Below are 14,891 nucleotides of genomic sequence, written 5' to 3'. Positions count from 1 at the left end.
CAGACATCCCGCCGACGTCGCCAGCCATTACTTCGAATTGCGGGGAAGCGAGGCTGCGCTTGCGATAACGCGTCGGCAGGTCGAAACGCAGCGGCGCTCGTTTGAGGTGACGCGCAAGCTCGAGCGAGCGGGTGCGGGGGCACGCTTCGACATTGTGCGCGCGGAAGCTCAACTCTCCGCGATCGAAGCGAGGCTGCCCCGGATCGAGCAACGCATCGGTACGGCGCGTCATGCGCTCGCCGTGCTGCTCGGCCAGACGCCGCAGAGCTTCGCCGGCCCGCCCGCATCGGGAGCCAGCCTCCCGCAGATCGCCCGGATCGGTGTCGGCGCACCGGCTGACTTGTTGCGCCGTCGACCCGATATCGCCGCCGCCGAACGCGCGCTCGCCGCCGCTACTGCCCGACAAGGGGTTGCCAGGGCCGACCTGTTTCCCACGGTGCGCCTGACTGGCTTCATCGGGCTTCTCGCCGGCGGGTTCGAGTCCTTGTTCGGCGGCGGTGCGCTTGCTTTCTCGGGCGGCCCCGGTCTCGATTCGGGCGTATTCGATATGCCGCGCCTGCGCGCGCAGGTTCGCGTCGCCGACGCCCGCACCGAGGCCGCTCTGATCGACTACCACCGGACCGTCCTTGGCGCGCTTCGCGATGTCGAGGACGCGCTGGTCGCTTATGGCGCGATCCGGACCAGCTTCGCGATGCACACCGAACAGGTCAATGCCAGCCGTGAGGCGGCGCGGATGGCGTCGGTCCGGTTCCGCGAGGGCGAAGGCCAGTATCTGGATGTTCTCGATGCCGAACGCACCTCATACGAAGCCGAAGCCATACTCGTCGATGCACGCGCGCAGCATCTGCTGTCGGTGGTCGAAATTCATCGCGCGCTCGGCGGCGGCTGGGAGGTGTGCGAGCCGGAAAACGGAGGCTCCTCAGGGCCTCGTCACCAATGCTGAGGATAAGGATCGGGGCCGGCATGTGACGGGAAATGGGGTAATATATATTCCGCCAGTTCCTGAATGATCTCGCCTGCCGGACGCGCGGAAAACTGGATGCCAAGCGCGGCGTGATTCACGCCCGCGTCCCGCCACTCGCGCAGCAGATCGATCAGCCCGTTGCGGCCGGTGCGCAGAACGAAGCCGCCTTGAACGGGCGTACGCGGGAAATCCGGATCCTCGACAAGATCGAGCCATTCGTTCGTCATATGCGGCCGAAAGCCTTGATCCGGAATGCTGTCCCGCCAGCCGCGTATCCTGGCGGCGAGCTTGTGGGGGCCGGCGGGCAGGTGCGTCGCCTCGGGATAGGTCAACCAGCCGTCGGCCTGCGCACCGATCCACTCCATGGACTGTCGGCTGGATCCGGTCACCATCAAAGGGATGCGCCCCGTCACGGGTTTGGGCAGCAGATCGATCCCCTGCATCTGCCCCAGTGGTGAAGCGATGGTCGGGCGCGTTTCCTCCACCAGACGCCGGAACATGGGAACCGCTTCGGCGAAGCGTCCGGCCCTTTGATCGCTGTCGAGGCCATAGGCCGGAAATTCGGAGGCGCGGTCACCGGACGCGATGCCGAGTATCAGCCGTCCGCCGGACAGGCGATCGATGCTAGTCGCGGCTTTGGCGAGGTCGATCGGATGGCGCAGGGAAAAGATCGCGCTGCCTGTGGCCAGCGCCGCATGCTTCGTGTGCGCGGCAAGCCAGGCGAGATAGGTGAAGGGATCGAAGAGCTGGCCGGCGTCGCCGAAGGCCGGGTCGAACAGGGGCACATCGCGCACCCAAATGGCGGCAAAGCCCTGGCGATCCGCTTCCGAAACCAGGGCGCCCTGATTTTCGAGGACGCGCATGTCGCCGTTGAAAAAGCGCAGTGGTAGGAACAGGCCGAGGGTCAGTGCGTCGGGTGCGAACATGCGCCGATAGCCTGGATGACCAGCGAATGCGTCGGAGGAGCGGCCGGCAGAAACGGCCGGTCCGTGGGAAGAAATGGTCGTCATGTTATTCCTTTGCGGGAGGAAGGCGCCGGGGGAGGGCGTCAGGGGCCGGTGGCGGGGGCGGGCAAGCTGATCCCGCGCTGCACGGCCGGCCTTGATGCGACGGCCTCATGCCAGCGGCTCAAATGGACGAAATTGCCGAAGGAGAAGCCGCATATGCGCGCGATATGCGTCCAGCCAAAGGTCGCGATATCGGCGATCGAATACTCCTCGCCGGCCAGAAATACATGGTCGCCGAGCCGGGCGTCGAGCACGGTGAATGCGGCGTGCGACAGTTCGCGATATCGCGCGATCGCGCCGGGAATCCTGTCTTCGGCGAACATCTCGAAGTGGACGCGTTGGCCTAAAATCGGCCCGGTGCTCGCGGCGTGGAATTGCAGCCATTGCAGCGCGGCCCAGCGCGCCTTGCGGTCGGACGGCAAGAGCTGCCCGCTCGCCTCGGCGATATAGAGCAGGATCGCGGCGGATTCGAAAAGGTCGATGCCGGTTTCGTCGTCGCGAAGGACCGGAATGCGCCCATGCGGATTGAGCGCAAGGAACGCCGGTTCGCGATGCTCCCCCCGTTCCATGTCGACGGCGTGCAGGTGATAGCGAAGGCCCGTTTCCTCCAAAGCGATCGTGGCTTTGAATCCATTGGGTGACGGGGCGGTGTAAAGTGTCAGCATGGCATGATCCATAAGTTAGACAAGCTCAATTTTTGAGCTTGTCTAACTGCCAATAGATCATGATATCGCAGAGGAAGTAGCGATCCTTTCTCCATCCAGAATATAGTTTGGCTAATTCCATATGGGCCGTGTCCTTCCTCTTCTCGCGCTTCGCGCTTTCGCCGAGGCGGGGCGCTATCAAAGCGTCAAGCGCGCGGCCGAAGCGATGGGCGTGACACCCGGTGCCGTCAGCCAGCAGATCAAGCAGCTTGAGGCACGGATAGGCATGCCACTGTTCCGGCGAACGCGTCACGGCATCGCGTTGCAGGAACCGGCCGAGGCGCTGCACCGCGAAATGCTCCGTGCCTTCGATCAGATCGAGGCGAGCCTCGATCGAATGGCGGCGGCGAGCGCGCGCCCTTTGCTCCGGGTCAGTACGGAGCCGTCCTTTGCGGCGTCATGGCTGGTGCCGCGGCTTGGCCGGTTCAGCGCGGCGCACCCCGGCATAGAGGTCCGGTTGAAGCGTCGGCCGTGCTCGCCGACTTGCACCGCGATGGCGTCGATATCGCAATCCGCCATGGGCTCGGACGCTACCCGGGACTGGTGTCGACGCTGCTGATGGCGCCTGCGCTGATCCCCGTCGCAAGCCCTGACTTACTGGCGCGGGGGCCGCGGATCGACACGCCGTCCGATTGCCTGCTGTATCCGCTCCTGCAGGATTCGGCGCGCGCAGATTGGCCGCTCTGGTTGGAGGCCGTGGACGATGTTGCCGATGAGCGCGCGGTTCGCGGGCAAGCCTTTGACGATGATTATCTGTTGCTGCGGGCGGCCGAGGCCGGGCAGGGGCTGGCGTTGGTGCGCGACGTTCATGCCGAGAGCGAAATCGCTTCGGGACGACTCGTCCACGCGATCGACCGTCCCTGGCCGGGGGCTTTCGCCTATTATGCCGTAACCCGACCCGACAGCGCGGAACGGCATGCGGTAAGGGCGTTCATCCAATGGGCCGGTGACGAGGCATCCTCTGGCTGCTGACGTTATCCGTGCGCTGCGAAACGCCGGTATGTTTCGTCCTGCTTCTTCTCGAACAGCTGCCATTTCGGCGCATCGCGGGACGGTCGTCGGTTCGCTGCGCTATAAATGGTGAGCTTTCGTCTGGTCGAACCGGGCGAATAGGCGAACAGCCGATGCCCATCTGTTCCGCCTTGGTCAGCGGCTTCAAAATTATGGGGTAGCGACCGCCGCGGCGATCACATGATGAAAGTGGTCAGACGTTGCGGTAACCGACCTTCCAGGGATCAGAGTTTTCCTTCATGCCCGGCAGGTAGGGCGCCAGCAGGTCCAAGTCGCCATAGTCGAAGGTGAGCTTGGGAAGGTCGATCTTGCGCGGCTGGAAGATCAGCGAAAATTCATTGGAACCGCGCACGAACTCCGCATCCGACAGATCGACGCCGCACAGGACCGTATTGTAGGCAAGCAGGCCGGGCGTCCAGAGCGAGACATGGCCACCCCAAAGCCCACGGTGCGGATCGGGAACGGTGATGCAAACCCATCCGCCGGGCGCGCAGTTTTCGATCAGGCGGGAAATGAACTCGCCCGGATTCCGCTGGTGCTCCAGCACATGGGATGCCCAGACCAGATCAAACCGCTCTTCGCTTTCGTAACGATTAAAGTCGGCGTTGACGATCTCGATACCGTCTTCGGTCCTGCTTTGTGCGTAGACCGAGGTTCCCAGGTCGATGCACACGACCCGGCTGCCGCTTTCCTTGAATCGCCGGGCATGTTCGCCGCCGCCGGACCCGACATCGAGAACCGCCGTGGGCTGCCGCTTCAAGACGTGGTCCAGCGCGTAGAGCGCGCGATATTTGATCGGCCCCGGGCGGGGGTCGCGAAATATATTCAGACCGAGAAAGGATAGCCCCGGCGAGAAGGCGTAGGTCAGATTGAGGTTGAGCGCGCTGAGGGTGTTCCTCGCGAAAGCCTTCAGCCTGCGATGCTGGACGTGCGAAGCGGAATCGGGGGACGTGAAATCTTCAGGCACATTGACCTCTCTTTCGGAAAGTCGCCGACTAGTTGGTGCGCTTGTCCGGGTCAATGTCGGTAAAATTGAAAAGCCGAACGCAGGTCGAAAGCATGACCTGGTCGCGCTATCGACTTGCAGCGCCGCACCTACCACGGTCTCGCGCAGGTGACCGGTCGGGACATGGAGCCGGAGCTGTTGCGGGCGTTTGCTTTCAAGTGGTGAGCCCTGCTGGGTTCGAACCAGCGACCTACTGATTAAAAGTCAGTTGCTCTACCGACTGAGCTAAGGGCCCATCGCGGCGCCGCCGAAGCGGGCTTGCGAAGTGAGCCGCCGCCCTAGTGCGCCGATGCGGTCCGGTCAACCGGCTTTGGACGCGAAAGTCGCGCGGCGAGTTGGCGGACGCTGCGCCCGTGCAAAGGGTGCTGCCATTCGGGGACGATCGTGCGCAGCGGGCCGAGCACGAACGCGCGCTGCTCGATGGCCGGGTGCGGGATCGTGAGGGCAGCGTCGGACCATGTTCCGCCCGACCAGAGCAGGATGTCGAGGTCGAGCGTTCGCGCGCTCCAGCGCTGGCCGGTGCGGCGGCCGAAGCTCGCCTCGATCGCTTGCAGCCGTGCCAGCATTTCGGGCGGGCTGAGCGGCGAGGCGACGAGCGCGACGGCGTTGGCATAGCGGCGGCGCGACGGGCCGATCGGGTCGCTCGCAATGATCGGGCTGGCGTCGACCGCTTCGATATCGGCGCTCTCCAGCGCCGCCAGCGCGGCGAGCAGCACCGCGCGCGGGTCGCCGAACCGCGCATGGCGCCGATTCGATCCGAGCCCGATGGCATAGAGGGGAAGCGGCATTGCGTTGCTCATGCCCCCGCGCCTATCGCAGAAGCGTGGAGATTGACAGCCCATTGCCCGGAACCGAGCCACCGCGCGATTGCCCGCGCTGCCCGCGGCTCGTTGCTTTTCGGCGCGAATGTCAGGCCGAGTATCCCGATTGGTGGAACGCGCCGGTCCATGCGTTCGGCGATCCAGATGCGTGGTTGGCCTTCGCCGGACTGGCGCCGGGCAAGCATGGCGCGAACCGGACGGGGCGGCCTTTCACCGGCGATTATGCGGGCGATCTTCTGTTCGCAACGCTCGCCGAATTCGGCCTCAGCAAAGGCCGGTACGATGCGCGCATCGACGACGGGCTGAGGCTCGACGGTGCGATCATCGTCAACAGCTTCAAATGCTTGCCGCCCCAGAACAAGCCCACGCCTACCGAAATTGTGAGCTGCCGGCCGTTCTTCGAGACGCAGCTGGCGGCGCTGCCAAAGGTTCGCGTGATCATCGCGCTCGGGCGGATCGCGCATGACGCGGTGCTGCGGGCTTTCGGTGAACGGCTTGCCGCCCATGCCTTCGCATGGCGCGGTCCATGCGCTGCCGGGTGGGCGGCATCTCGTCGATAGCTATCATTGCTCGCGCTACAACACGAACACCGGACGGCTTACGCCCGCGATGTTCGCCGATGTCTTTCGCATCGCGCTGGAGTTGCGCGCCAACACTACCTAAAAGCTCGGTCATTGCGAGCGAAGCGAAGCAATCCAGAGCTGCCTTGCACCGCCCCTGGATTGCCGCGTCGCCTTCGGCTCCTCGCAATGACGATGTGGCTGGCTATACGAGCGGGCCGAATTCCTCGACCAGCCCGCGGTAAAGGACACGTTTGAACGGGACGATCAATTTCTCGATCTTGTTCAGCTCGGCCCATTTCCACGCGCGGAATTCCTGGTGGCTGGTGTGGATGTTGACGTCGCTATCTTCGCCCATGAAGCGCATCAGGAACCAGTGCTGGCGCTGGCCGCGATATTTGCCGCCCCACATCTTGCCGATCAGATGGTCGGGCAGGTCATAGAAATATTCCTCGCGGCTGCGCGCAATGATTTCGACCAGCCCGCCGTGGACGCCGGTTTCTTCGCCGAGTTCGCGGATCGCCGCTTCCTCGGCATCCTCGCCGTCGTCGATCCCCCCCTGCGGCATCTGCCACGCTTCGCTCGACGTATCGAGCCGCTGGCCGACGAAGATGCGGCCGTCGCGGTTGGCGAGCATCACGCCCGCACAGGGACGGTAGGGGAGAGCATTATGGTCTATCATGCCGCCCCGGTAGCTTCGGCGACGATCGCTTTCAATACGGTCAATGCCCCACGAATATCTTCTTTGGCGCTCGGAATGCCCTGCGCCAGGTTGATGTAGCCGTGAATCGTACCGGCGGCTTCGCGATAGGTGGTGGGCACCCCGGCCTCGATCAGCTTCGCCGCATAGGCGCGGCCCTGGTCGCGCAGCGGGTCGAGCCCGGCGGTGACCAGCAGCGTGGGGGGCAGGCCCTCGGCCGGGAAATCGAGCGGCGAGGCGCGATAGTCGGCGGCGTCCGCGGCATAATGATTGCCGAACCAGGTCATGCTGCCTGTCGTCAACAGATGGCCTTCGCCGAAATCGCGATAGCTCTGCCAATCGTCGTGCGTCGTAACCGCGGGATAGATGGGGTGGATCGCGATCACCGGTTTCGAGGCCGGCTTGTCGCGCAAGGTGAGCGCGGTGGCGATGGTCAGATTGCCCCCGGCGCTTTCACCCGAGAGGACAAGCCCGGTGCAAGGGATGTTGTCGGCGACCCAGCGCGTCGCGGCTTCGCAATCGATCGGCGCGGCGGGGAAGGGGTGTTCGGGCGCGAGGCGGTAGTCGACCGCTATAACGGGCATGTCGAGCAGCCGCGCCGCTTCGGCGCAAAAGGGGTCATGCGTGTCGAGGTCGCCGATCACCCAGCCGCCGCCGTGATAAAAGACCATCACCGGGCCGGTTTCGCGGGTCGGGCGATTGTCGTAGATGCGGATGGCGATCTCGCCGGCGGGGCCGGGGATGGTGCGATCTTCGACCTTCGTGATCTCGCCGCGCGGTACGTCGGCGAGCTGGCCCATCATGCGGAACATCTCGCGCGCGCCCGCGGGCGGCATCTCTTCCATCTTCGGGCCTTCCTGCGCGTTCAGGAATGCAAGGAAAGCCGCCACGTCGGGGCGCGTATGTTGGGTGGTTCCGTCGGTCATCTGCGTCTCTCCCTGGTCGCTGTTTTTACCATGCTATTCGGTATCGGCGGGGCAAATTCAATCCCGAAATGAAACTCACCTGTGCTTCGCCCTTTGCGGCGCACAATTTTTTCTCAATTGCGGCTTGGCGCGCACGGGCCTAGGCCGATGTCACAGGTTCGCAAGATTTGAGGCAGAAGAGAAAATGGCGACAGCGGTAGTGGACCAGGCCGACAAACGGCAGTCCCCCCTTTCGGATGCGGTAGTGGTACGATTTGCCGGGGACAGCGGCGACGGGATGCAGTTGACCGGCGGTCAGTTCACCTTGTCCTCCGCGCTCGCGGGCAACGACTTTGCGACCTTCCCCGATTTTCCCGCCGAGATCCGCGCGCCGCAGGGCACATTGTTCGGTGTGTCGGCGTTTCAGATCAATTTCGGATCGTCGGCGATCGACACCGCGGGCGACGCGCCCGACGTGCTCGTCGCGATGAACCCCGCGGCGCTCAAGACCAACGTGCCGCAACTCAAGCCGGGCGGCCTGATCATCGCCGACGAGGGCGAGTTCAACGACCGCAATCTCGCCAAAGCGAAATATGAGGCGAACCCGCTCGACGACGGCAGCCTCGCGAAGTGGCAGTTGCTCAAGCTGAACATCAGCCAGGCGACGGTGGAGGCGGTCAAGCAGTTTGGGCTTGGCACCAAGGACGCGCTGCGCTGCAAGAATATGTGGACGCTGGGGCTCGCGCTGTGGATGTTCGATCGTGATCGCGCGCCGCTGATCGACTGGCTCAACGCAAAATTCGCCAAGGATCCCAATCTTGCTGCTGCGAACGTCGCCGCGCTCAACGCCGGCCATGCCTATGGCGAGACCGCCGAACTGGCAGGTCCGCTCAAGCAGCATCATGTCGATCCCGCGCCGGTCGCGCCGGGCCTTTACCGCACGCTGACCGGCGCCGAGGGTATCGCGCTCGGCCTCGTCGCGGGCGCGCAGTTGGCGAAGCTGCCGATGTTCTTCGGCGGCTATCCGATCACGCCCGCCTCGGCGATCCTGCATCATTTGTCGCGGCTCAAGGAATATGACGTCACGACCTTCCAGGCCGAAGACGAAATCGCCGCCATCTGTTCGGCGATCGGCGCGAGCTATGCGGGCTCGCTCGGCGTTACCAGCTCGTCGGGCCCCGGCATCGCGCTGAAGGGCGAGGCGATGGGCCTCGCGATCATGACCGAGCTGCCGCTCGTCATCGTCAATTCGCAGCGCGGTGGCCCCTCGACCGGGCTGCCGACGAAAACCGAGCAGTCGGACCTGTATCAGGCGGTTTATGGCCGCAACGGCGATGCGCCGATGCCCGTCATCGCCGCACGCTCGCCCGGCGACGCGTTCGAATGCGCGATCGAGGCGGTGCGCATCGCGGTTCAATATATGACCCCGGTGATGCTGCTCACCGATGGCTATATCGCCAATGCGGCCGAGCCGTGGGCCGTGCCCGACCTGACCAGCTATGAAGCCTTCCCGGTCGAATTTTTGACGGAGGTGCCCGAAGGCGGGTTCAAGCCTTATGGCCGCGATGAAAAGCTCAAGCGTCCGTGGGTCAAGCCCGGCACGCCGGGCCTGCTCCACCGCATCGGCGGGATCGAGAAGGAACTCGACACCGGCCATATCAATTATGAGGCATCCAACCACCAGGCGATGACCGACATCCGCAAGGACAAGATCGACGGCATCAAGGTGCCCGACCAGATCGTCGAACTCGGCGCCGAGGGCGGCAAGCTCGCGGTCGTCGGCTGGGGCTCGACCTTCGGCCCGATCCACCAGGCTGTGCGCCGCAAGCGTGCCGAGGGGCTGGACGTCAGCCACGTCCATATCCGCCATATCTGGCCGCTGCCCGCCAATCTTGGCGAGCTGCTGAAGAGCTTTGACAAGGTGATCGTGCCCGAAATGAACACCGGCCAGCTCAAGACCGTGCTGCGCGACCAGTATCTGGTCGATGCCAAGCCGGTGAACAAGGTGTCGGGCCAGCCCTTCACCATCGCCGAAATCGAAGCCGCCATCGAGGAGGCACTCAAGTGAACGAGATGACGACCATCGCGCGGACGACGACACTCAAGGATTGGGAAACCGATCAGGAAGTCCGCTGGTGCCCCGGTTGCGGCGACTATGCGATCCTGAAGGCGGTGCAGCGCACGATGCCCGAAATCGGCACCGCGCCCGAAAACACCGTATTCATCAGCGGTATCGGCTGCTCGTCGCGTTTCCCCTATTATATGGAAACCTATGGCTTCCACACGATCCACGGCCGCGCGCCGGCGTTCGCGACGGGGCTGAAGCTCGCCAATCCGAACCTCGACGTGTGGATCGTCACCGGCGACGGCGACGGCCTGTCGATCGGCGGCAACCACACGATGCACCTGATCCGCCGCAACCTCGATTGTCAGATCATGCTGTTCAACAACGAGATCTACGGTCTGACCAAGGGGCAATATTCGCCGACCAGCCGCGTCGGCACGACCAGCCCGTCGACCCCCTATGGCTCGGTCGACCGCCCCGCGCAACCCGCGGCCTTCGCGCTCGGCGCGGGCGCGCGCTTCGTCGCGCGCGGCTTCGACGTGTCGAAGGAATTGCCGAACGTGCTGAAGGCGGCGCACGCGCACAAGGGCGCCGCCTTTATCGAGATTTTCCAGAACTGTATCGTCTACAATAAAGACGTGTTCGAGGATTTTGCGGCGCCCAAGGGCGCCGAAGACCGCCAGCTCTGGCTCAAGCAGGGCGAGCCGATGATTTATGCCAAGGGCACCAAGGGCATCGCGCTCGATGCCGAGGCGCTGCACCTCAAGACCGTCGATGTCGTCGATGGCGACTGGCAGGCGGCGGGCGTGATCGTCCATGACGTGACCAACCGCAGCGTCGCGCATATGCTCGTCGAAATGCGTTTCGGCGAATTCCCGATGGCGCTCGGCGTGCTCTATGACGACCCGCGCCCGACCTTCGAGGCCGATGTCGTCCGCCAGAACAAGGCGGCGGCCGAAGGCAAGACAGCCGACCTCCAAAGCCTGCTCAAGAAAGGCCAGACCTGGACGGTGACCGAGGGCGGACCCGAACTCTGATCTTGCCGCGGCACTGCGCGTCGGATCTATAGTTCGGTATGGACAATCTCACTCACGGCCTCGTCGGCGCGCTTCTTGGCCAGATGGGACTCAAGAAGAAGACCGGCCTCGCGATGCCGACGCTGATCATCGCGGCGAACCTGCCCGATATTGACGCGACCTGCGCGATCTATGGTATCGAATCGCTGTCGATGCGGCGCGGGATCACCCACGGGCCGATCGCGCTCCTGCTACTGCCGGTCGTGCTGTGGGCGCTGATGCTCGCCTTAGACCACTGGCAGGGCCGGCGCGGAAAAAGGCCGGCGGAGCGGCTCCCGGTCCACAAGGGCTGGCTGCTCGCGCTCGCCACTATCGGCTGCTTCAGCCATCCGGCGCTCGATTGGCTCAACAATTACGGCATCCGCCTGCTCGAACCGTTCAGCCATCGCTGGTTCTACGGCGACAGCATCTTCATCATCGACCTGTGGATATGGATCGCACTCGCTGTGTCGGTATGGTTGTCGCTCCGCGGCGAGCGGCGCGGAGCGGCGAACTGGCGGCGCCCGGCCTGGATCGGCTTCACGGCGGTCTGCGCCTATATCTTCGCCAATGGCCTCGTCACCGGCGCTGCCGAGCGCATGGCCTCGCGCGCGCTCGATGCGAGTGGCCAGAAGGACGCGCTCGTCGTCGCGAGTCCGTCGCCGCTCGCCTTCTGGAAACGCGATATTTTCTGGCGGACGGCCGACCGCTACGGCACCGCAAGCTTCGTGCCGGGCGTCGGCGGCGAGGTCGATCTGACCGGCGCACCGACGGGCATGGACGATCCGCGCCTCGCGACGTGGGTCAAGGCCGACCCCGCGGCGCGCGCCTTCCTCTTCTGGTCGCGGATGCCCGTGGCGCAAAATGATGGCGATGCGATCCTGCTGCGCGACCAGCGTTTCATGCACCCGCTCGCACAGGACCGGTTCCAGGTTCGCCTGACCGCGCCCGACACCGCCAGCCATCGCGAATGAGGGTGCTAGGCGTGACGTCATGGCGCCGCGCTTCAACCGATTGTCAGCGGACCCGGTTTGAGGCAGGAAGGTGCCAATGAACACGCATGTCAGCCCGCGCCGCGGTAAGGAACTGCTCCGCGCCGACCGTGCCTATCGCTCGGGCGGCGGGATGGCGCGGCTGATTGCGCTGGCGCCCGCGAGTCTCTTTCACCGCATGCTCGACCGGATCGACGCGGGCCTTGCGGTCGGTACGATCGAGAGCCATCTGCCCGACGGCAGCGTGCGCCTGCTTGGCGGCCGCGGGAAGGGGCCGGTGGCGGTCGTTCATCTCCACAGCTGGGCCTCGCTCGCGCGGCTGGCGCTATCGGGTTCGGTGGGCTGGTATCGCGCGTGGGAAGCCGGCGAATGGTCGTCGCCCGATCCGGTGCCGTTGTTTGACCTGTTCATGCGCAACGGTGAAAGCCTAGGCAATGTTGCGCGCGCGCATGGTCCGTGGCGCTGGCTGAACAAGGCGGTCCACGCGCTCCATCGTAACGATCGGCGCGGCGCGAGGCGAAACATCCACGCCCATTATGATTTGGGCAATGATTTCTATCGCTTGTGGCTCGATCCGAGCATGAACTATTCGAGCGCGCTGTTTACCGATCCCGGGCAATCGCTGGAGGAAGCGCAAGCGGCTAAGGTCGATGCGATCCTCGATCGGCTCGACCTCAGGTCGGGAAGCCGGCTGCTCGAAATCGGCTGTGGCTGGGGGGCGCTCGCCGAGCGCGCGGTCGAACGCCACGATGTGCTCTACACCGGTATCACCTTGTCGCCCGCGCAGGCCGAAATCGCCGATGCGCGGCTCGCCGCGGTCGATCTGTCAAGCCGCTCGCGCATCGAAATCCGCGATTACCGCGACGCGCAGGGCCCCTATGACGCGATCGCCAGCGTCGAGATGGTCGAGGCGGTGGGTGAAGCCTATTGGCCCGCCTATCTCGACGCGATCGCGCGGCTGCTGCGCCCCGGCGGCAAGGCGGCGATCCAGTATATCCTGATCAACGACGCGCTGTTCGAACGTTATGCGGCGAGCAGCGATTTCATCCAGGCTTATATCTTTCCGGGCGGCTGCCTGATGTCGGAAAGCCGATTCCGTGCGCTTGCCGAGGCGCGCGGCCTCGTCTGGCGCGACGTGCGGCGGTTCGGCGGCGACTATGCCGAGACGCTCCGCCAGTGGCGCGAACGCTTCGACGCCGCGGTCGCGGCCGATCAACTGCCGTCGGGGTTCGACGCGCGTTTCGTCCGGCTCTGGCGTTATTATCTGCAATATTGCGAGGGCGGCTTTCGCGGCGGCGGTATCGACGTCGCCCAAGTCACGCTCGAAAAGACAGCCTGAAAACAGGGGGAGAGAAGCATGCGAAGATTTTTGGCGGCGGTGCTGCTGTGCACCGCGGCGGCGGGATGCAGCGCGCCCGCACCCACCGAGACGACCGACAAATTACCAAAGGATCTGAATGTGCTGTTCTGGACCCAGGATCAACGCGACGCCGCCTTCCGCACGATGGAAACGGTCCCGAAGGTGGTGGTCAACAAGGTCGCGGCGGGCGGGACGGTCTATCCACTGCCGCAGGGCAAGCCGATCGATCTCGGTTCCGATGTCGACGCCTATATGGCGAAACAGCGCAATGCGGGGCTGATCATCGTTCAGGATGGCAAGATCCGGTTCGAGAAATATGCCCTCGGCTATGGCGCCACGGGCCGCTGGACGAGCTTTTCGGTCGCCAAGAGCTTCACCTCGACCCTCGTCGGCGCGGCGGTGAAGGACCGCTATATCAAAAGCCTCGACGACAAGGTTACCGTCTATATCCCCGGCCTGAAGGGCTCGGCCTATGACGATGTGTCGGTGAAGCAACTGCTTACCATGACCTCGGGCGTCAAATGGAACGAGGATTACACCGATCCCAAGTCCGACGTCGCGCTGTTCAACATGCAGAAGCCCGTTGCCGGAGAAGACATAACGGTAAGCTATATGAAGACCTTGCCGCGCGAAGCGCCTGCGGGGTCGAAGTGGGTGTACAAGACCGGCGAGACGAATTTGATCGGCGTGCTGGTATCGAGCGCGACGGGCAAGACGCTGTCGGCCTATCTGTCCGAAAAGGTCTGGAAGCCGTTCGGCATGGAGCAGGATGCGGTGTGGATGCTCGGTGCGACGGGGCATGAGATCAGCGGCTGCTGCATGTCGGCGAGCCTCAAGGATTATGCACGCTTCGGCCAGTTCATCCTGAACGGCGGGGTCGCGGGGGGCAAGAAGGTGCTGCCCGACGACTGGTTGCCTGCCGCGACGACGAAGCAGGCGGGCATCGATCTGCCGGCGCGCGGCTATGGCTATCAATGGTGGACCAACGACGACGGCAGCTTCGCCGCGCAGGGCATTTTTGGTCAGGGCATCTTTATCGATCCGAAGCGGAAACTGATCATCGCATCGAACGGCAATTGGCCGACCGCGACCGATCCCGAGGGCGTCGGCGCCGCGCGTGAGGCGTTCTACAAGAGTGTGCAGGCGGCGGTGGACAAGGAGGCGGCGAGGTAAAGCGAACTGTTCGCTAAAAACTGTCGTCATTGTGAGCGAAGCGAAGCAATCCAGGGCGGTTCCCGCCACTCTGGATTGCCACGTCGCTTCGCTCCTCGCAATGACGACGATCCAATTATGCGGCGCCGCGCTTGTTGGGGCAAAGCGCGTTACTCAGTAACGATACTCGTGGCGCGCTGGGCCAGCCACACCGCGGCAAGCGGGACGGCGACGCCCAGCGCCATGATCCACCAAGCATCGGCGAGCGTCACGGCGCGGTAAAGCGCCGCGCCGATCACCGCGCCGGCGACGATCCAGCCCGCGCCGGTGCCGGCCGAAATGCGCATCGCGAACCAGCTGCCGCCAAAGGTGCCGATGAACCAGCCGACGATCAGCGCGATCGTCGAGCCGATCGGGATCAGGATTTCGCCGCTATTGGGATCATAGACGTCGGGCGAAATTTCGCTGCCGGCATATTGCGCCAACCAGATCAGCCCGAAAGCGACGACGATGCCGATCACGGCGGCAATCGCCGATCGCAAAATATCCTTGGTCATTCCAGCGCCCTCGCAAACCCTCTTATGCGGGT

General features: G+C 64.3%; 14 protein-coding genes, 1 tRNA gene and 2 pseudogenes. 9 read left to right on the top strand and 8 right to left on the bottom strand.

What is annotated here, in order from left to right; all coding sequences use genetic code 11:
• Positions 1-22: 22 nt before the first annotated feature.
• Positions 23-943: pseudogene (locus ACREBX_RS17810) on the top strand (TolC family protein); the annotation flags it as partial.
• Here ACREBX_RS17810 and ACREBX_RS17805 read toward each other — a convergent pair.
• Both ACREBX_RS17805 and ACREBX_RS17800 read right to left on the bottom strand, forming a co-directional pair.
• On the bottom strand, positions 931-1,974 hold the full coding sequence (locus ACREBX_RS17805) for an LLM class oxidoreductase (RefSeq protein ID WP_431563073.1): 1,044 nt from the start codon (positions 1,972-1,974) through the stop codon (positions 931-933). The pseudogene ACREBX_RS17810 and the gene ACREBX_RS17805 sit on opposite strands and share 13 nt — an antisense overlap.
• Before the next feature lie 38 nt (positions 1,975-2,012).
• Positions 2,013-2,636 carry a glutathione S-transferase family protein gene (locus tag ACREBX_RS17800; protein ID WP_431563072.1) on the bottom strand — a complete coding sequence of 208 codons (624 nt, stop codon included), beginning with the start codon at positions 2,634-2,636 and terminating at the stop codon, positions 2,013-2,015.
• Positions 2,637-2,757: 121 nt separating this feature from the next.
• Between ACREBX_RS17800 and ACREBX_RS17795 the strand changes: the two genes are divergently transcribed.
• Both ACREBX_RS17795 and ACREBX_RS17790 read left to right on the top strand, forming a co-directional pair.
• Positions 2,758-3,234 (top strand): LysR family transcriptional regulator, encoded by a 477-nt coding sequence (locus tag ACREBX_RS17795; protein ID WP_431563071.1) that lies wholly within the window; start codon positions 2,758-2,760, stop codon positions 3,232-3,234.
• Complete coding sequence (locus tag ACREBX_RS17790; RefSeq protein ID WP_431563070.1) at positions 3,147-3,647, top strand: LysR substrate-binding domain-containing protein; 501 nt, start codon at positions 3,147-3,149, stop codon at positions 3,645-3,647. The genes ACREBX_RS17795 and ACREBX_RS17790 overlap by 88 nt, the downstream gene beginning before the upstream one ends.
• Positions 3,648-3,879: 232 nt before the next feature.
• Here ACREBX_RS17790 and ACREBX_RS17785 read toward each other — a convergent pair whose 3' ends face one another.
• From ACREBX_RS17785 to folK, 3 genes are all read right to left on the bottom strand, one after another.
• Positions 3,880-4,653 carry a class I SAM-dependent methyltransferase gene (locus ACREBX_RS17785; RefSeq protein ID WP_431563069.1) on the bottom strand — a complete coding sequence of 258 codons (774 nt, stop codon included), beginning with the start codon at positions 4,651-4,653 and terminating at the stop codon, positions 3,880-3,882.
• A gap of 198 nt (positions 4,654-4,851) precedes the next feature.
• Positions 4,852-4,927, bottom strand: a tRNA-Lys gene (locus tag ACREBX_RS17780).
• Between the two features lie 43 nt (positions 4,928-4,970).
• On the bottom strand, positions 4,971-5,492 hold the full coding sequence (gene folK, locus ACREBX_RS17775; RefSeq protein WP_431563068.1) for a 2-amino-4-hydroxy-6-hydroxymethyldihydropteridine diphosphokinase: 522 nt from the start codon (positions 5,490-5,492) through the stop codon (positions 4,971-4,973).
• Between the two features lie 23 nt (positions 5,493-5,515).
• Between folK and ACREBX_RS17770 the strand changes: the two are divergent.
• Positions 5,516-6,176 (top strand): annotated as a pseudogene (locus tag ACREBX_RS17770) (uracil-DNA glycosylase).
• Positions 6,177-6,278: 102 nt separating this feature from the next.
• On the opposite strand, the gene ACREBX_RS17765 reads toward ACREBX_RS17770, so the two are convergent.
• Positions 6,279-6,755 carry an RNA pyrophosphohydrolase gene (locus ACREBX_RS17765; protein WP_431563067.1) on the bottom strand — a complete coding sequence of 159 codons (477 nt, stop codon included), beginning with the start codon at positions 6,753-6,755 and terminating at the stop codon, positions 6,279-6,281.
• On the bottom strand, positions 6,752-7,699 hold the full coding sequence (locus tag ACREBX_RS17760) for an alpha/beta hydrolase (RefSeq protein WP_431563066.1): 948 nt from the start codon (positions 7,697-7,699) through the stop codon (positions 6,752-6,754). The genes ACREBX_RS17765 and ACREBX_RS17760 overlap by 4 nt, the downstream gene beginning before the upstream one ends.
• Before the next feature lie 184 nt (positions 7,700-7,883).
• Here ACREBX_RS17760 and ACREBX_RS17755 point away from each other — a divergent pair, with 184 nt between their 5' ends.
• The 5 genes from ACREBX_RS17755 to ACREBX_RS17735 all read left to right on the top strand — a co-directional run bounded on the left by ACREBX_RS17755 (position 7,884) and on the right by ACREBX_RS17735 (position 14,323).
• Positions 7,884-9,746 (top strand): 2-oxoacid:acceptor oxidoreductase subunit alpha, encoded by a 1,863-nt coding sequence (locus tag ACREBX_RS17755; RefSeq protein WP_431563065.1) that lies wholly within the window; start codon positions 7,884-7,886, stop codon positions 9,744-9,746.
• Positions 9,743-10,780, top strand: coding sequence for a 2-oxoacid:ferredoxin oxidoreductase subunit beta (locus ACREBX_RS17750; protein WP_056375061.1), 1,038 nt, complete (start codon positions 9,743-9,745; stop codon positions 10,778-10,780). Before ACREBX_RS17755 ends, ACREBX_RS17750 begins: the two co-directional genes overlap by 4 nt.
• 38 nt (positions 10,781-10,818) lie before the next feature.
• Positions 10,819-11,772, top strand: a complete 954-nt coding sequence (locus tag ACREBX_RS17745; protein WP_431563064.1) for a metal-dependent hydrolase — start codon at positions 10,819-10,821, stop codon at positions 11,770-11,772.
• A 76-nt stretch (positions 11,773-11,848) separates the two neighbouring features.
• On the top strand, positions 11,849-13,129 hold the full coding sequence (locus ACREBX_RS17740) for a class I SAM-dependent methyltransferase (protein ID WP_431563063.1): 1,281 nt from the start codon (positions 11,849-11,851) through the stop codon (positions 13,127-13,129).
• An 18-nt stretch (positions 13,130-13,147) separates the two neighbouring features.
• Complete coding sequence (locus ACREBX_RS17735) at positions 13,148-14,323, top strand: serine hydrolase domain-containing protein (protein ID WP_431563062.1); 1,176 nt, start codon at positions 13,148-13,150, stop codon at positions 14,321-14,323.
• 149 nt (positions 14,324-14,472) lie between these two features.
• Here ACREBX_RS17735 and ACREBX_RS17730 read toward each other — a convergent pair whose 3' ends face one another.
• Entirely contained in the window at positions 14,473-14,859 is a 387-nt protein-coding gene (locus tag ACREBX_RS17730) for a hypothetical protein (RefSeq protein ID WP_431563061.1), read from the bottom strand.
• Positions 14,860-14,891 lie beyond the last annotated feature (32 nt).

The sequence above is a fragment of the Sphingopyxis sp. genome, from assembly GCF_050725655.1.
Classification (GTDB): Bacteria; Pseudomonadota; Alphaproteobacteria; order Sphingomonadales; family Sphingomonadaceae; genus Sphingopyxis.
This window is presented reverse-complemented; position numbering and strand designations above follow the sequence as displayed.